The sequence below is a fragment of the Serratia sp. 506_PEND genome (assembly GCF_001076875.1).
Taxonomy (GTDB): domain Bacteria; phylum Pseudomonadota; class Gammaproteobacteria; order Enterobacterales; family Enterobacteriaceae; genus Serratia; species Serratia marcescens.
Map to the genome: position 1 here is coordinate 1 of NZ_JVEL01000522.1, position 17324 is coordinate 17324.

14 protein-coding genes are annotated in these 17324 nt (G+C 53.7%); 3 read left to right on the forward strand and 11 right to left on the reverse strand.

Features of this window, described 5'->3' with window-relative positions:
• The 5 genes from wzc to galU all read right to left on the reverse strand — a co-directional run.
• The coding region (gene wzc / locus ADK28_RS21930; protein WP_048796647.1) for a tyrosine-protein kinase Wzc at window positions 1-1992 on the reverse strand (1992 nt) is incomplete at its 3' end.
• Window positions 1993-2004: 12 nt separating this feature from the next.
• Complete coding sequence (locus tag ADK28_RS21935; protein WP_048796648.1) at window positions 2005-2439, reverse strand: protein-tyrosine-phosphatase; 435 nt, start codon at window positions 2437-2439, stop codon at window positions 2005-2007.
• Window positions 2440-2450: 11 nt separating this feature from the next.
• The gene (locus ADK28_RS21940) at window positions 2451-3587 is read right to left on the reverse strand and encodes a polysaccharide export protein (RefSeq protein WP_048796649.1); all 1137 of its coding nucleotides are present in this window, start codon (window positions 3585-3587) and stop codon (window positions 2451-2453) included.
• Window positions 3588-4035: 448 nt separating this feature from the next.
• Complete coding sequence (locus ADK28_RS21945) at window positions 4036-4929, reverse strand: UTP--glucose-1-phosphate uridylyltransferase (RefSeq protein WP_048796650.1); 894 nt, start codon at window positions 4927-4929, stop codon at window positions 4036-4038.
• A gap of 53 nt (window positions 4930-4982) precedes the next feature.
• The gene (galU, locus tag ADK28_RS21950) at window positions 4983-5879 is read right to left on the reverse strand and encodes a UTP--glucose-1-phosphate uridylyltransferase GalU (RefSeq protein WP_028127951.1); all 897 of its coding nucleotides are present in this window, start codon (window positions 5877-5879) and stop codon (window positions 4983-4985) included.
• 611 nt (window positions 5880-6490) lie between these two features.
• Between galU and ADK28_RS21955 the strand changes: the two genes are divergently transcribed.
• Window positions 6491-8074 carry a TerC family protein gene (locus tag ADK28_RS21955; RefSeq protein WP_016928437.1) on the forward strand — a complete coding sequence of 528 codons (1584 nt, stop codon included), beginning with the start codon at window positions 6491-6493 and terminating at the stop codon, window positions 8072-8074.
• A 31-nt stretch (window positions 8075-8105) separates the two neighbouring features.
• Here ADK28_RS21955 and dcuC read toward each other — a convergent pair whose 3' ends face one another.
• From dcuC to udk, 5 genes are all read right to left on the reverse strand, one after another.
• Window positions 8106-9458, reverse strand: coding sequence for an anaerobic C4-dicarboxylate transporter DcuC (gene dcuC / locus ADK28_RS21960; RefSeq protein ID WP_015377222.1), 1353 nt, complete (start codon window positions 9456-9458; stop codon window positions 8106-8108).
• A gap of 218 nt (window positions 9459-9676) precedes the next feature.
• Window positions 9677-10783, reverse strand: a complete 1107-nt coding sequence (locus tag ADK28_RS21965) for an acyltransferase family protein (protein ID WP_048796651.1) — start codon at window positions 10781-10783, stop codon at window positions 9677-9679.
• 360 nt (window positions 10784-11143) lie between these two features.
• Entirely contained in the window at window positions 11144-12976 is a 1833-nt protein-coding gene (asmA, locus tag ADK28_RS21970; protein ID WP_048796652.1) for an outer membrane assembly protein AsmA, read from the reverse strand.
• 44 nt (window positions 12977-13020) lie between these two features.
• Window positions 13021-13602 carry a dCTP deaminase gene (gene dcd / locus ADK28_RS21975; protein ID WP_048796653.1) on the reverse strand — a complete coding sequence of 194 codons (582 nt, stop codon included), beginning with the start codon at window positions 13600-13602 and terminating at the stop codon, window positions 13021-13023.
• Window positions 13603-13727: 125 nt separating this feature from the next.
• Entirely contained in the window at window positions 13728-14369 is a 642-nt protein-coding gene (udk, locus tag ADK28_RS21980) for a uridine kinase (RefSeq protein WP_004938922.1), read from the reverse strand.
• Between the two features lie 228 nt (window positions 14370-14597).
• Between udk and ADK28_RS21985 the strand changes: the two genes are divergently transcribed.
• Window positions 14598-15227 carry a phosphatase PAP2 family protein gene (locus ADK28_RS21985; RefSeq protein ID WP_033640876.1) on the forward strand — a complete coding sequence of 210 codons (630 nt, stop codon included), beginning with the start codon at window positions 14598-14600 and terminating at the stop codon, window positions 15225-15227.
• Window positions 15228-15271: 44 nt separating this feature from the next.
• Here ADK28_RS21985 and apbC read toward each other — a convergent pair whose 3' ends face one another.
• Complete coding sequence (gene apbC, locus ADK28_RS21990) at window positions 15272-16384, reverse strand: iron-sulfur cluster carrier protein ApbC (protein ID WP_016928441.1); 1113 nt, start codon at window positions 16382-16384, stop codon at window positions 15272-15274.
• Between the two features lie 159 nt (window positions 16385-16543).
• Between apbC and metG the strand changes: the two genes are divergently transcribed.
• Window positions 16544-17324: methionine--tRNA ligase (metG, locus tag ADK28_RS21995; RefSeq protein ID WP_048796654.1), on the forward strand; the 781-nt coding region annotated here is incomplete at its 3' end.

Here is a 17324-nt window from a genome sequence, read left to right on the forward strand (position 1 = left end):
CGCGGTTCCTACATGATGACCTATGATCGCTGCGTCAGTCACGGCAAGAATCGGCGGTGTATCGATGAGTACCAGATCGTAGTTCTCGTTAGCCCACTCTACCAGCTCGCTAAACCGGCTGTGCATCAACAACTCTGATGGGTTCGGAGGAACTTGCCCACGAGGGATAAAGTCCATACCACCGATCTGGGTTGGCCGTACCGCAGTTTTGGCGTCAATCTTGCCAGAAAGGATGTCTGAAAGACCATTCTGCCAGCTAGTATCAAGCAAGCTGTGCGAATACCCTTTACGCATATCGGCATCAATTACCAATACGCGCTGCCCCACTTGCGCAATAACGGCAGCCAAGTTGATACTGACAAAGGTTTTACCGATATTTGGGCTCGCCCCCGAAATCATCAGCACATTATTTTTCGCTTCCATCATGGCAAAATGCAGGCTGGTACGCAGACTGCGCACAGCCTCAATAGCCAAGTCAGCCGGGTTCCCAACGGCAAGCAAAGAGTTAGCCCGTGCGTTAGATTTCCGGTTGCTACGCAGTAATACCTCACGATCTTTTTTCTGTTGCCATTCTGACAGCGGAATACTGGCATAAACGTTAATGCCACGTTGCTCCAGCTCATCCAGGTTCTCAATCCCATGATGCAGCATGGTTTTGAGCATAACGATGCCAATGGAGAACATGCCCCCCAGAACTACGCAGAGCAGTACAATCAGGGTCTTACGTGGCTGAACCGGTTTTGGCTGAGTAACCGCGGGGTCGATGATACGCACATTACCTACGGTGCTGGCCTTGGTGATACTCAGTTCCTGCTGTTTATTAAGCAGTTGCGTATAGATTTCTTTGCCCGCATCGACATCACGAGTAAGACGCAAAATTTCTTGCTGGGTTTTCGGCATCACGCTGATACGCTTGTTAAGCTTTTCACGTTCACCTTCCAGCGTGCCGCGTTTCTCCATCAACGCCCGATATGCAGGGTGTTCTTTGGTGTACAGCTTGGAAATTTCAGCCTCTTTGAATGTCAACTCGTTCAATTGCGACTCGACAGAAACGACGCTGTCCAACATGGATTTGGCTTCAAGTGACAGATCAACGGAATCATTATCTTGACGGAATTTATTGAGCTTATCCTCCGCGAGATCCAGAGAAGACCTGACTTGTGGCAATTGTTCTTTCAAGAAGTCCAGGCTTTTGGCTGCCTCTTCCGACTTGCGCTCAACGTTTTGCAGCAAGTAGTTTTTCGAAATGCTGTCGAGAGTCTTGCCCACCAGCTCAGGATCTTCACCAAGCAACGTTAGCGCCAGAACACCAGTGTCTTTCCCTTTATCTTCCACCGTTAAAGAAGCGAGAACACTGTTAATGCTCATCAGGTCGCTACGTTTAGAAACACTAAAGACAGTGCCTGGTTTAGCGTCAATCTCGCTGACCAGTAATGTTACGCCTTTCTGTTTGACCAACTCACCGGTTTTTCCTTTAAGGAATTCATCACCATCGACGCTCAAAACGAAGTTATTTTTATCAATAACTTCCAATTCGATGTCTTTTTCACTCCATCCCAAAGGAATTGAAAGCCGTGACAATGCAATCTTGCCAGGCTCATTCCCCATAAGGCGGTTCCAACCCTGACCGAATACAGGGAAGTACTTTTGTTCAACAACCGTATTCAGGTTCAGGTCAGTCACTGTCTTGCCCAGAACCATGCGTGACTTGATTAACTCTATTTCAGCAGCTGAACCAGGCTGACCGGAAGGTAGCATTTCGGAAAGGTTATTGAGGATCGAGTTTCCAGAACTTTGCTCAACCTGGACTAACGCATCAGATTGATAAACCGGCGTTGCGAAAAGAGAGTAGACAATACCAATAACGGCAAATAATGTCGTAACCCCTATAATTAGCCAACGGTGATCTAGTAAAGTCCCCAGTAGCCGACCCAAATCAATCTCATCATTACTTGCACCCGCATTGGGGCCCAATTTGCTATTATCAATCATTGTCATCTCTGGTTAACGATTTAATGCTTGTGCCCATTTCTGCGCAGCTTCCGCCAGAAGGTTGTATACAAACTCAAACGCTTCTTGGCTCTTCTTGTAGGGATCCGGAACTTCACTCTGACCTAACCAATGGGCAAACAGCATCGTTTTCCCCCTAACCTCGGGAGCCAAGCGGCATACGGCCTCGATATGGTTTTTTTCCATTACCAGTATCAAAGAATAGTCACGGCACATTTCCTTGGTTAATTGCTGCGCGACATGGTTATCCAAAGAAAGACCATGCGACTCCGCCACTGCAGAAGCAACACTATCTGCGGGTTTACCAACAAGAGCGCCAATGCCGGCAGAAGCAATTTTCTTGTGCGGCAGCTGTTGCTTAAGCAGCCGCTCTCCGGTTGGAGAGCGGCAGATATTACCAACGCATACGACCAAAACAGAATCAAACATGGCGTATTCCTCTACGGCCAGTTACGAATACGCAAAGTACCTTCCGTCAGGTTGTTGAAACCATCGATGGTTGGCACTAACTGCGATACCAGACGATTCCAACGCGCAACAGGAGCTGCCGTCACATAGACGATGTCGTAAGGCTGCAGTTGGAACTCAGCCCCCATCACCATCGCCGTCGCATCTGACATGTTCAGCTGGTAAATATTAGCCAGTTTGTTGCCTTGAGTCCCATGCAGAGGACGAATAACAAATATCCCCGTAGAATCGGCGCTGGTTTGCGAAATGCCTTGGGTGGTCCCCAGAGCTTCCGTCAACGTCATGCCACTGCGATCCATTTTGAGGGTTGCCGGCGTTTTAACTTCACCCATGACAAACACTTTCAGATTGTCATTGCGCGGAATGTAGAGGATATCCCCCGGATAAAGCAGGCGGTTTTGGGTCAGATCGCCATTCTGCATCAGCTTTTGCAGCGACAGACTCTGCTCTTTTCCATTGTGCGTGAGAACGATGTTGCGCCAGTCGGCATTTTCAGTCAGACCGCCAGCGGCGTTAATCGCATCCATCACAGTTAAAGGTACGTTGGTGATCGGCTGCTGCCCGGATTTGGTAACTTCGCCCGTCACGTAAGCTTTTTGCGAGCGGAAAGCGGCAATATTGACGTCAACCTGCGGGCTTTCGATGTACTGAGCCAAACGGGAGGCGATTTGATCGCGGATTTGGGTAACGGTTTTACCCACCACGTTTACCTTACCGATATAAGGATAGAAGATCGTGCCGTCGGAGTGTACCCAGTTGCCTGTGTCGCTGGCGCTGCGGTATTGCCCCGCAGGCGTGGTCAGCTCAGGGTGATCCCAGACGGTAACGTTAAGGACGTCGCCGATCCCGATCCGGTACTCATACGTACGCAACGATGCATCCAGCTGCGCATTCGACTGAGCAACCACCTGTGTCGGACGCATTGAGTCCAACAGCTTCGGTGTCATAGGGTAAATGTTGACCAGCTTATCGATATCGAAGTCAGCATCTTCTTGTTTTACGACGTCTTTTCCGCTGGTCGATAAATGGGTTCCAGGAAAAACAGTGCATCCACTGATTACGCTAATCGATATCAATAGTGATATCGCTTTCAATTGTCGTTTTGCCATCAAATTATCATCACTTTCAAGTAAATGTATCTGCAAAGCTACTATGCGCGCCAACCGTGGCAGCGTCTCTGTAACCTTATCAAACTGTTTGTCGCTTGCTGCGCCGTCTCAAAACATGGGCTCTGTTTGCAATTATCGAGAACGTTTATCTGCCGTTGATAAGAGCAAAGCTATTATGAGCAGGATAAATAAACTGTGATGCCCAGCACCGGTAAAAATCAGTGCGGAGGCGAGTTTAAACTTTAATTTTTTATTAATAACAGCGACTTGTCATAAGCACATGGCCATACCGCATAAAACTCTCTCGCCATAGCAACTCGGATAATCGCAGTAAAATGTATACTAATATAAAAAATGGGACAGTGAAATTCCCCAAAATTCAACAACTATTCTAGCTTCTCCCGCCATGATGGCAACGGCCCTCATCGAGAGAAGCGAGAAGTTTTACTCAAAGCGACAGCTGTTCAGCCCATTCACGGAAAGCTTTGCCTTGGGTTGGGTGACGCAACCCATAAGTGACAAAAGCGCGAAGGTAACCCAGTTTTTCACCGCAGTTGAACGATTCCCCCACCAGCTCCGTCGCCTCTACCGGTTTGTGTTTCAACAATTCTGCAATCGCATCGGTCAGTTGAATACGCCCCCAGGCTCCCGGTTCCGTGGTCTCCAGCAGCGGCCAAATATCGGCGGACAAGACATAGCGCCCTACCGCAGAGTAGTTGGATTCCAACTTGGTTTCCGGCGCCGGTTTTTCAATAATCGATGTGATACGAGCACTTTCACCCGGTTTCAGGTTGCTGGCGTCACACTCAACCACGGAATAATCATGCAGTACGTGTTCGTCTGCCTTTTGCACCAAAACCTGGCTCAGGCCGCTCTGCTCAAAGCGCGCAATCATGTGTGACAGGTTGTCTTTCTTCAAGTCGGCTTTTGCGTCATCCAGCAAGATGTCCGGCAACAGAACGACAAATGGAGAATCACCGACCAACGGTTTAGCGCAGAGAACGGCATGTCCCAGTCCTTTTGGCTGCCCCTGGCGAATGTGCATCAGCGTCACGCCTTTTGGCGTTATCGACTGCACCTCATCCAGCAGTTGCCGTTTCACGCGTGCCTCCAGCATCGCCTCCAGCTCGAATGAGGTATCGAAATGGTTTTCAATGGCGTTCTTGGAAGAATGCGTCACCAGGATGATCTCTTTAATCCCCGCCGCGACGCATTCGTTGACAATATATTGAATCAACGGTTTATCAACGATTGGCAACATCTCTTTCGGAATCGCTTTGGTCGCCGGCAGCATACGCATGCCCAATCCGGCAACGGGAATAACCGCTTTCAACTTCGTCATGGTAGACCTCATTCAATCTCGTGATCGCTTTCAGCCGCAGTGGCGACAGCCTGTTACTTTCCCAACGTCTGCTTCAACCAGCGGCTGAAATTTTCACCTTCCGAACCGTGACGCAGACCGTACTGCACAAACGCCTTCATATAGCCAAACTTGTCGCCACAATCATGGGACTTACCGCTCATATGGAATGCTTCAACCGTTTGTTCATCCATCAGCATCGCAATCGCATCGGTCAGTTGAATCTCATCACCCGCGCCGGGAGGGGTTTTCTCAAGTAGCGGCCAAATATCGGCGGCAAGCACATACCGGCCGACGACGGCCAGATTGGAAGGGGCATCCTCGCGGGCCGGCTTCTCAACCACCGCCGTCATCGGAGCGCTTTCTCCCGCGGCGATCGTCGCGCCTGCGCAATCTACCACACCGTATTTGGACACATCTTGTTCCGGCACAGGTTCAACCATGATTTGGCTGTAACCCGTATCACCAAAACGTTGGATCATTTTAGCCAGATTTTCTTTGCGCAAATCCGCCGTAGAATCATCCAATAAAACATCGGGCAACAGCACAACGAAAGGAGCATCACCCACCATTGGTTTGGCGCACAGCACCGCATGCCCCAGCCCTTTCGCCTGTCCTTGACGCACCTGCATCACGGTCACATCCGGGGGGCAAATGCTTTGCACTTCACTCAGGAGTTGGCGCTTCACGCGCGCTTCGAGCATGGCCTCCAGCTCAAACGAAGTGTCAAAATGGTTTTCAATCGCGTTTTTCGATGAATGCGTGACCAATACGATATCTTTAATCCCCGCCGCCACGCATTCAGCAACAATGTACTGAATTAAGGGCTTATCGACCACGGGCAACATTTCTTTAGGGATAGCCTTGGTCGCCGGCAACATACGGGTTCCCAAGCCCGCAACGGGGATCACTGCCTTAAGTCTTGTTTGCATTTTCATTCCAATTCATCGTAGCGCTGCATTCATCTGTGCAGCGTGAACAAGGGGATCCAATCGGGCACGCTACCGCCCTTGGCTTGCAGCTACCAAAGTACTGTTAATGACGCATCCCCCCACGTCATTGCATGAGACAGGCAATTTTTATGCAAAGCGGCACTCATTCTTCGTTTGAACTGTCATGCTGTTCACAAAAAAATAAAAAAACCGGTGCCTTTATAACCAAACAATGTTAGTTACTGCCGTTATATGACTAAGATTCTTATACTAATGTCTAAGTGATACAAGCCTTAGATCCCCCCAGTCAGCCGTTTTCAGAATAAGACTACTCGTGCCGCATACCGATAAGAATCATAGCCAAAGAAAATTGTTTTAATGTTTTGATTTAAATAAATTTAATAAGGCGTTTCTTTTCTGAGCGCATGGCATCCCGGTAGATATTTGCTCCCCAGGCCCTTGATTCCTTTGGCCGCTCGGCGCCGATCGATGTTTACGGCAATCCTCCTGTTCTGAACCACATCCTCCCGATTAAAGTTGAATTTTGCCGCCTCAACGCCCATCATTCCCGTGCGGCATAAGCCGTAGAACTTACAGGTGAAATTGGGCGTATGGAATGGATCGCTGATCCAACAATTTGGGCCGGCCTGGCCACTTTGGTCGTGCTGGAAATCGTGCTGGGTATAGACAACCTTGTCTTCATCGCCATTCTGGCGGACAAATTACCAAAACAACAAAGAGATAAGGCCCGTGTCGTCGGTTTGTTGCTGGCGCTGGTCATGCGTCTGGCGCTGCTCGCCTCCATCTCGTGGCTGGCGACGCTGACCAAACCGATGTTCATCGTCGCGGAGCACCCCTTCAGCGGCCGCGATCTGATCATGCTGGTCGGCGGGATATTCCTGCTGTTCAAAGCCACCATGGAGCTGAACGAGCGGCTGGAAGGCAAGGACGAAGAGCAGCACGGCGCGCGCAAAGGCGCACGTTTCTGGCCGGTAGTGGCGCAGATCGTGGTGCTGGACGCCGTTTTCTCACTCGACTCGGTGATCACCGCGGTGGGGATGGTCGATCACCTGGCGGTGATGATGATCGCGGTCTGTATCGCCATCGGCCTGATGCTGTTGGCCAGCAAACCGCTGACGCGCTTCGTCAACGCGCACCCGACTATCGTTATCCTGTGCCTGAGCTTCCTGCTGATGATTGGCTTTAGCCTGGTGGCGGAGGGCTTTGGCTATCACATTCCTAAAGGCTACCTCTACGCGGCGATCGGCTTCTCGGTCATGATCGAGGCGCTGAACCAGCTGGCGCAGTTCAATCGCCGTCGCTTCCTGTCGAAGGTGCGGCCGCTGCGTGAACGCACCGCCGAAGCGGTGCTGCGCATGCTGAGCGGCAAACATGAAGAAGCGGAAGTCGACAGCCATTCCGCCAACCTGCTGGCGGACAGCGACAGCGAAAACGGCGAGATCTTCAATCAGCAAGAGCGGCGCATGATCGAACGCGTACTCGGCATGGCGCAGCGCACGGTCAGTAGCATCATGACCTCGCGTCACGACGTCGAATACCTTGAGCTGAACGATCCGCAGGAAAAGCTGACGCAGTTGCTGGAACGTAATCAGCACACGCGCATCGTGGTGGTGGAAAGCAGCGCCAGCGACGAACCGCTGGGCGTGATCCACACCATCGACGTCCTCAAACAGCAACTGGCGCAGGCGCCGCTGGATCTGCGAGCGCTGATACGCCAACCGTTGATCTTCCCGGAGCAGCTCACGCTGTTAAGCGCCCTGGAGCAATTCCGCCAGGCGCAGACGCATTTTGCCTTTGTGGTCGATGAGTTCGGCTCCGTCGAAGGCGTCGTCACCCTGACGGACGTGATGGAAACCATCGCCGGCAACCTGCCGGAGGCCGGCGAAGAGGTGGACGCACGCCACGACATTCAGCAAAACGAGGACGGCAGTTGGACCGCCAACGGCTATATGCCGCTGGAAGATCTGGTGTTGTATCTGCCGATGCCGCTGGAAGAAAAGCGCGAATACCACACGCTGGCGGGGCTGTTGATGGAACACAGCCAGCGCGTGCCGCAAGAAGGAGAACAAATCAAGATCGGTGACTACCTGTTCGAACCATTGGAGGTCAACAGCCACCGCATCCTGAAAGTGAAGATCACCCCGCCGCCTCCACCGGAGGAGTACGAGGTTTAACATCGAGGCCGGGCATCGCCCGGCCTTCCTTTTACTGGGGAACCAGCAGCTCCGTCGCCACGATCACCACCACCAACCCGACAATTACCGGCACTGAAGTACGCTTCACCACATCAAACGGCGAGATTTTCGCCATGCCGGAGACCGCCACCACCACGCCGGAAACCGGCGACAGCGTACGGCCGAGATTAGAGGCCTGCAGCATCGGGATCACCAGATAGGCAGGATTCACGCCCATCTGTGCCGCCAGTTTCGGGATCAGTTCGACAAACGCATAGAACGGCGCATTGCCGGAGCCGGTGGTCATGGCCGCCAGCATGGTGATCACCACCAACACCAGCATCATGATCAAACCGCCGGTACCGAACGACTGCGCCAACCCGATCAACCCGCTGATAAAACCGACGGTGCTCAACCCTTGCGCGAAGACACCCGCGGCCACCAACAGCATCACCACGCTGGCGAATGCATCCGCCATACCGCGATACGCCACTTCCAGGCCGCTGAATACCTGTTTGGCGCTGAAGCTGCGCACGAACTCGATCGCTGCCGCCAACAGTATGCACCCTACCAGCACGGTAATAATGTGCAGCTCCGGCCCCCATTTGCCGTCGAAGATCAGCACGCCGAGGATCGGCGTAAACGGCAATATCGCGTAGAACCCCGGCGCATGCGTTTTTATTTCACTGACGTCCATGATGTGGTGCTGTTCATCACTCTTCTTATCGAGATAACGCTGCCAGAAAAAGTGCGCCACGGCCATGCAGACGATGGCCGCAATCGAGATAGGCAGCGTGGTTTTGAACGCGAAGTCCACCAGCGGCATTTCCGCCGCCTTGGCTGCCAGCACCACGTCGCCGGAAGTCGGCGCCAGGATAATCGCCGCCGGCGAAGCGCAAATGGCCGCCGCGGCGCCGCGGCTAATGCCAACGTTCACCATCAATGGGAACAGCGTCGCCATCAGCAATACGCCGAGTCCAGTCGCGGAAGAAACCGCCAATGACATCAGGCAAGCGACAAAATAGGCCGCCACCATCAGCAGATAAGGCGAATTGATCATCTGCAATGGGCGCGAGGCCAGCTTGACGACCACGTCGTTGGCGCCGATATGCGTCATATAGGCGGCGAAACCGCACAGCATCATGATCATCATGCCCAGATCGCCGCCGCGGCTCATCAGCAAGATCTTGACGTACTCGATCATATCGGTCGCGCGCCAGCCGGTAGATGCGGCGCCGGACGGCAACAGCGTTTTCCCCATCAGGGCGCTGATGCCAAGCAGCAGCAGCCCTCCCACCATCAAGACGCCCGTGGCGGAATACCCTTTGATGATATAACGGCCCACGCCCGCCGCCACCGCCGCGCCAATAAGAAGCTCTATCATGTTTCCTCAATCTATTTTTCATGTTGTGGAAGTCTGCCACGAATGCAGAATTTGCGATTGACTCTGCCTAAACATCGCACGAAAGGACATGACATTCATCAATGTTGCGGAGGGAAATGATTCAAGGAAGTCAAAAAATTGCAGTGTTCACTATCTTGCCCGATGGGCAAGATAGTTTTTCTCTGCGAGCGCAGAAAACCTCAGCCAGAAGTGCGCTGTTATGTCAGCGCGGAGGAGACCTGACGCTCTTTGCTTGCTGTCAGGCGTTTACCTAAAGCAATAAACGGTTTTTCGATGACTGTATATGTCATGTATGACAGCACGATCGAAATGATGACGGTTGCGCCTGGCACAACGACGTAACTCAGCCAACCCTCAATACCGAGTTGATTTGCCACATAGAGAACAAAATACAATACGATCATATGAATCATATATACAGAGTAAGAGATCCGGCCCAAGAACAGAATAGGCTTACTATCAAGAATTCGAGTAAATAGGGAATCAGAGAAATACTGCTGTTTAGAAATCGCCACGTTAAAGGCGATAAGCCAAATAACGACAGGGATCGCATCTTTTTTCAACATCAACACCGCAATAATCGACGTCGCGACAAAAATGGCACGACTCTTCCCTTTTGATAAACCGGGTTGAACATCTCGATAATAGAAGAATGAAATAAAGCCGATACAGAAGGCCAGCAAGTTATTACCCACGTAGCCACCAGATAATATAAACCCACCTAAAATCAAGATGACAAATATAGCGACTAATGCAACCAGATTTTTCTTATCTTGCATTCCATTTATCAAGATAAAAAGCAAAGGTGCGATAAGGTAAAATTGCCATTCCACCGAAACGCTCCAGGCTTGCCCGATGATGGTATATGGCGCATCCTGCAAGATGGAACCAGGAATCAGCCCCTGAAGTAGTGAATAGTGGGCAAGGCTGTGCCACACGGGTTGCTGCAGAAACGCATCAATGAGTTCAAGACGGTGAGCCGTCGACGGGGATTCAGGTGAGCTGATAAGGACGCTTTGGGAGAAATGGATTAATAAGATAGAGGCCGTCAATGCAAAAATATATACTGGAAATATTCTAAATAAACGCTGAGTCAAATAAACGCCATAGCTTTGTTTTTTATTATTTATCATAAAGAAGATAACAAAGCCGCTCAGGATAATAAAAACATCTACGGCATATGAGTTTAATATAGCCGGAGGGATTTTGTGCGAAATGAGAGGCAAGGCAGCCAATGCATGCCCTAGTACAACCCACAAGGCCATGCAGCCTCGCAACCCCTCCAGTTCTTTAATATAGCGCATATAACCTACACAAATGAGAGTTGATAATCTTCAATATTATATCGACATAAAGAAATTAACAATGACGTCATTAAAAATAAGAATTAACCTAGTTAACACTGCCCAGTCATCAAAAGAAAAACCCTCTGGATAGTCGGCACAGGCCGGTCGCTATGGAGATTTGCTGCATCATCAAAATTTGGTGTCAAACGGCCTAATAGATTAAGAATATCGCTAAGCTTTGACTCCCGCTGTTGGTAAGAAAACTGAAGTATTCCGTGGCAATTGTCCTCGCGGTTATAATATCAAGGACAATTGCCACCACCCCGAAAAATAATTTAGGCTTACAATAAAAACGACAAAAGCCCATTCTCGGTAATATTACAGCTTGTCGAGCAGCTTTTTCAGATCCTGACCCTCGCGCGAACCCTTGTTCTTTTCAGCCCACTTGTTCAGCGCATCCTTGGCCCGATCCTGCAGCGTTTTACGCAGCACCTGATCGACCTGCAGTTGATAATTCAGCTGTTGCCACGGCCCGTAGACCCGCAGCGGGATCGGCGTTTTTTGCAGCTGTTCGATCAGCTCGCCGCGCCCTTGCCAACCGCCGGTGACGCGCACGTTAAGCGCCATATCACACTGTTTGCCCGGCATATCGATGCTGCCGGCGCCGGTCAGCGCCAGCAAAGGCGAATCCGCCGTCAGGCCGCTGAGTTTGATCGTGCCCTGGTTCAGGGTAGCTTGCGCCGAAACATTTTTGACTTCGGTATAGCGCTGATAGCTGTCTTGACCGCGCACGCTGTTGTCATTGCGCGCCACGGCCTGTTGGATCAGTTGCTGGATGTTCAAACCGTGCAGTTGCGCATCCTGCATCGCCAGCTGCGCCGTACCGCGCCAGCGGTGCTCAAATGACTGTGAAGAGAGGCGATCGCCGGTCAGATCCCCTTTCATGCTGAACTTGCCGGTCAGCATCTGCGGCATGTCGAAAGCTTTGAGTACCGTGCCCAGCTCAATTTGGTTCAGCGTCGGTTGCACGCTGATGACCGGTTTATTGCCGCGTGCGTCGAGCGATCCCGGCAAGGAGAAATCACCGCCGGCCAAGTGCCCGGCAAGCTTATGCAGCGTCAGCAGGCCGCGTTGATTGTCCGCGGCAACGGCCAATTGGGTGACGTTCATACCGCGATAGGTCAACTGCGCCGCTTGCAGGTTCAACTGCGCGTTGAAATCGCGCAGCGCTTCCAGGTTCTGCTGCCGATCGTCGACCTGGCTGGCGATCACCGGCGGGGCGGTTACGGCGGGCTGTTCGGCGGTATTGGTGCTGGATTGCCAACCGGAAAGCGCGTCGAGATCGAGGTTAGCTGAATTGAGATTCACCACATAGTCCGGCACCGCCCCCAGCGTGGCGCTGATATCGCCGGCCAACTGGCTGTTGTTGGCGCTGACGTTCAGCTGGCTGACGGCAATCTGTGCCGGCGTCTGTTGATAGACCACCAGGGCATTGCCCTCGCCCTGAATGCCGCCGTTAAGAATGTCCGCCCCGGCCAGTTGATAATTGAACTGGGTCACTTTGGCGCCGATCTGGTGCGGGAACTGCTGCAGATCGATATCGGCCGTCATGCTGAAGGCCAGGTCGCGCTGATCGCGGTTGACCCGGCTGGACAGTTCAAGCTGCGCCTGCCGTTTCTCCGTTTGCTGCAGGGTAAGATTGATGTCCCGGACATTGATTTGCGCGTTGTCGGCGCGCTGCCAAATCAGCAGGCTGTCCACGACGCGCAAGTTATCGATGTCGAACTTCCAGGCCGTGTCTGCCGCATCAGCGCCGCTGCCGGCCGGCGCAATCGGGGCGTCCACTTGCGAGTGCTCTTCACTGTCGGGCGTGAGACGAATGACGGCATTTTTCAACATTACCTGTTTCACAAACAGCTGATGCGACAGCAGCGGCAACAGTTTGACGTCAAGGCGCATGTTTTCCGCGCTCACCACCGGCGCCTTGGCGCCCGGCGCGGTCAGCGTCATGCGCCCGGCCAAAATACTGAGCTGCGGCCAGATATGCCAACGCAGGTCGCCTTCAAGCGTTAGCTGGTAGCCGCTCTTCTGCTCGACCTTTTTGACCATGTAACCGCGAAAATCATTCGGATTGACCAGCAGTACCAGCGCGGACATTCCCGCCACCACGACCACCAGTAAAATCGCCAATGTCGTCAGTAATCTTCTCATGCCACCCTCTTGTCAGCGCCACACCGACGGCGCATCCCGCGCCGTTAGTCCTTGTCGATTCGACTGGCTACTGCGCCCTGCTGATCGCGATATTTTGCGTCCTGCCGGCTGTTATATGGCCGGGCCGCCGGGCCGGACAACGGCTCAAAGCTCAAGGCGCCAATCAGCATCCCCGGCCGCAGCGCCAGCGGCAGCTTGCCGGAGTTGTAAAACTCCAGCACGATGCGCCCGTGCCAGCCCGGATCGATACGGTGCGCGGTCACGTGCACCATCAGCCCCAGACGCGCCAGAGAAGAACGGCCGTCGAGCCAACCCACGAGATCGTTCGGCAGCGTCACGGATTCGAACGTCACCGCCAGGGCCAGTTCGCCGGGATGAAGGAAGAACGCCTCGCCTTCCGGCAGGACAATCTCGTCGCTCATCACGCGATCCAACGCGGCGCTGACTTCGTCTTTCGGTCCGCTAAGATCGATAAAAGGCGCGGTATGGCCACTGAACACGCGGAACTGATTGCCCAAACGGACATCTACTGTGGCCCCGTTGATGCGTTCGAGCGGCGGGCGCGGCGAAATCACCAGTTTCTCGCTATCCAGCCAGGCTTCTATATCGCGGTCGCACAGTCTCATGTCTTTCTTCTCCATCAAAACGCGTAACTAAACAAAAATTGCCACACAACGGGCGAAAGGTCTACGCCGGGGTGCAAATAGTTGGCCGTCGGCCGGAAATGCGCATTTCCGGCCATTAAGCGGCATTATTCAAAGAATTGGCTGATTTTGGCTTTCAGAATATCGATCGCGATGCGGTTTTTGCCGCCGCGCGGAACGATGATATCGGCGTATTGTTTGGAAGGTTCGATAAACTGCAGGAACATCGGGCGCACGGTCTTCTGGTATTGCGCCATCACCGAATCCATCGAGCGACCGCGCTCGTTGACGTCGCGCTTCATACGGCGCATCAGGCAGATATCCAGCGGCGTGTCGACGAAGATCGAGAAGTTCATCTCCTGGCGCAAACGGATATCCGTCAGCAGCAAGATCCCTTCCAGAATGATCACTTTTTTAGGTTCCAAGTGGACGGTTTCTTTCTTGCGCGTGTGTTCGGTGTAGCTATACAGCGGCAGCTCGATCGCCTTACCGGCCTTCAGCATCTGCAGATGCTGGAACAGCAGGTTATGATCCATGGCGCTCGGGTGGTCATAGTTGGTTTTGACCCGTTCTTCCATGGTCAGGTGAGTCTGGTCTTTATAGTAACTGTCTTCTGGAATAACGCCGATGTGCTCATCACCGACTTGCTCGCGGAGTTCGCGGTACAACGTGCTGGCGATAAGGCTTTTTCCGGAGGCAGATGCGCCAGCTATACCAATAATGACGCACTGATGCGGATTGTCAGTCATAAAATTAAAGACCTGATTTCATAGTGTGAAGGGGGGAACTAAAACGCGACAATTATAGGGAGTCGCCGGGGATTGCGCCACTGTATATTGCGCGGCGGCGGGTGAATTCGGGCTGCCACGCCACGGGCACGCGGCATTTTAAGATTCTCACGGCTAGGGCAATGCCCCGCAACAGGTTACACTCCTGCGCTGACTTAGGGACCCCGTAGTCTTTCATCGGAGAATGATGTGCTGGATTGGTATTTTTTGACTTTTTTCGGCGACAGCATGCTGCTGCTGCCCTGCGCGCTGATTCTGTTTTTATTGCTGCTCGCATCGCCCGCCACCCGCGTTGCAGGTTGGCAATGGGCGCTGATTTTCGGTTTCACCGGCGGACTGGTCTGCCTGTCCAAGTTGGCCTTTATGGGCTGGGGCATTGGTAGCGCAAGTTATGATTTCACCGGATTCAGCGGCCATTCGGCCCTCGCGGCCAGCATCTGGCCGCCGCTGCTTTGGGCTTTAACCGGTCGATTTTCCCATCCGGTGCGCAGCATCGCGCTGGTGACCGGATGGATATTGCCTTTCACCATCGGCGTGTCGCGCCTGGAAATCCGCGTGCATTCGGTATCCGAGGTCATCAGCGGGCTGATGTTAGGCTACCTGGCCAGCGCGCTGTTTTTATGGCTGCAGCGAGGGAAAGCGCGACCACAGCTTGCCTGGCCGCATTTGGCCATCGCGCTGGCCTTGCCGTTGGCGCTGATGGGACAGCGGCAGCCGGCCCCCACCCAGGGATTGCTGGAACATATCGCCAAAACGCTGGCGCAGATCGAACGCCCTTATACCCGGGCAGATTTGCACAACCCTACCCGCATCCCATAAAAAAACCCGGCGCTTAAGCCGGGTTTTTCATCGCCATAGGCAGATTACAGCGCGCGGAAGGCAATCTCCGTCGGGATCGCTTCACCCTGCCAATACATCTGCGCGGCCACGCGGCCGGCCAGTTGACGATACATGTCGGCGAATTCGCTCTCCGGGCGGCTGATCACCGTCGGCGTACCGCGATCCAGATCTTCACGCAGCGAGATGTGCAGCGGCATCTGCCCCAGCAGACGGCTGTTATATTTCTGCACCAGCTTCTCGGCGCCGCCGGTGCCAAAGATCGGCTCATGGTGGCCGCAGTGGCTGCAGATATGCACGCTCATGTTTTCGACGATGCCCAGCACCGGCACATGCACTTTCTCGAACATCACGATGCCCTTGGCGGCATCCAGCAGGGCGATATCCTGCGGCGTGGTGACCACCAGCGCGCCGGTCACCGGAATGTTCTGCGACAGCGTCAGCTGAATGTCGCCGGTGCCCGGCGGCATGTCCAGCACCAGATAATCCAGATCCGGCCACAGCGTATCCTGCAGCAGCTGCATCAGCGCCTTGCTGGCCATCGGGCCGCGCCACACCATGGCGTTGTCGTCGGTCACCAGATAACCGATGGAGTTGGTCGCCAGGCCGTGCGCCATGATCGGCGCCATGTGCTGCCCGTCCGGCGAAGTCGGCCGCTCATGTTCGGTGCCCAGCATATTGGGGATCGACGGGCCGTAAATGTCGGCGTCCAGAATGCCGACCTTGGCGCCTTCGGCGGCCAGCGCCAGCGCCAGGTTGACGGCGGTGCTGGATTTCCCCACCCCGCCTTTGCCGGAGCTGACGGCGATGATGTTGCGCACGCCTTTGATCCCGGCTTGGCCGTTGGCGCGTTTCAGCGTCGTGATATCGTGTTTCAGCTTCCAGTCGATGGCGGCGGCGCCGGTCACGCGCAACAGCTCAGGGCCGACGCTCGCCTGCAGCGCTTCAAAACCGCTCTGCCAGGCAAACGGCATCGTCAGTTCGATATGCAGTACGTCGTCCAATAATGCGCAGTGATGAATAGCCTTCAGCGCGGTCAGGTTGTTTTTCAACGTCGGGTGTTCAAAGGCGGCCAGTACACCGGTCACCAGGGCGCGCAGAACTTCGGGGTTGGTCTGCTCAGGGGATTTTGCGTTCATCCCGGCTCCTTGATTTTGAATGAGTCGCTTCCGGCTAAGCATATCAGAACTGCCCGGTAGCTGGCGCGTATAACCTGTAAGAAACCGCCCTAGCAGCGAAGGGCGCGATCGGTTAACATCGAAGGCCCTTTTATTCATTACAGAAAGCAAGTTCTCACTATGGCTCAAGTCGCGAAAAAATTATTGGTGACGTGCGCGCTACCGTACGCAAATGGTTCCATCCATCTCGGCCACATGCTCGAGCACATCCAGGCGGATATCTGGGTGCGTTACCAACGAATGCGCGGCCACGAAGTGCATTTCATCTGCGCGGACGACGCGCACGGCACGCCGATCATGCTGAAAGCGCAGCAACTGGGTGTGAAACCGGAAGAAATGATCGCGGAGATGAGCCAAGAACACCAACAGGATTTCGCCGGCTTTGGCATCAGCTATGACAACTACCATTCGACCCATAGCGATGAAAACCGTGAGCTGTCCACCCTGATTTACAGCCGCCTGAAAGAAAACGGTTTTATCAAGAACCGCACCATTTCTCAGCTGTACGATCCGGAGAAAGGCATGTTCCTGCCGGACCGTTTCGTGAAGGGCACCTGCCCTAAATGCAAATCGCCGGATCAGTACGGCGACAACTGCGAAGTGTGCGGCGCCACCTACAGCCCGACGGAACTGATCGATCCGAAGTCCGTAGTTTCCGGCGCGACGCCGGTGATGCGCGACTCGGAGCACTTCTTCTTCGATCTGCCGGCCTTCAGCGAAATGCTGCAGGCGTGGACGCGCTCCGGCGCGCTGCAAGAGCAGGTGGCGAACAAGATGCAGGAGTGGTTCGAATCCGGTCTGCAGCAGTGGGACATCTCCCGCGATGCGCCTTATTTCGGCTTCGAAATCCCGGATGCGCCGGGCAAATACTTCTACGTCTGGCTGGACGCGCCGATCGGCT

Coding starts and splice junctions, on each gene's coding strand:
- ADK28_RS21935 (WP_048796648.1), bottom strand. CDS start 2,439: ATGTTTGATTCTGTTTTGGTCGTATGCGTTGGTAATATCTGCCGCTCT.
- ADK28_RS21940 (WP_048796649.1), bottom strand. CDS start 3,587: ATGGCAAAACGACAATTGAAAGCGATATCACTATTGATATCGATTAGC.
- ADK28_RS21945 (WP_048796650.1), bottom strand. CDS start 4,929: ATGACGAAGTTGAAAGCGGTTATTCCCGTTGCCGGATTGGGCATGCGT.
- galU (WP_028127951.1), bottom strand. CDS start 5,879: ATGCAAACAAGACTTAAGGCAGTGATCCCCGTTGCGGGCTTGGGAACC.
- ADK28_RS21955 (WP_016928437.1), top strand. CDS start 6,491: ATGGAATGGATCGCTGATCCAACAATTTGGGCCGGCCTGGCCACTTTG.
- dcuC (WP_015377222.1), bottom strand. CDS start 9,458: ATGATAGAGCTTCTTATTGGCGCGGCGGTGGCGGCGGGCGTGGGCCGT.
- ADK28_RS21965 (WP_048796651.1), bottom strand. CDS start 10,783: ATGCGCTATATTAAAGAACTGGAGGGGTTGCGAGGCTGCATGGCCTTG.
- asmA (WP_048796652.1), bottom strand. CDS start 12,976: ATGAGAAGATTACTGACGACATTGGCGATTTTACTGGTGGTCGTGGTG.
- dcd (WP_048796653.1), bottom strand. CDS start 13,602: ATGAGACTGTGCGACCGCGATATAGAAGCCTGGCTGGATAGCGAGAAA.
- udk (WP_004938922.1), bottom strand. CDS start 14,369: ATGACTGACAATCCGCATCAGTGCGTCATTATTGGTATAGCTGGCGCA.
- apbC (WP_016928441.1), bottom strand. CDS start 16,384: ATGAACGCAAAATCCCCTGAGCAGACCAACCCCGAAGTTCTGCGCGCC.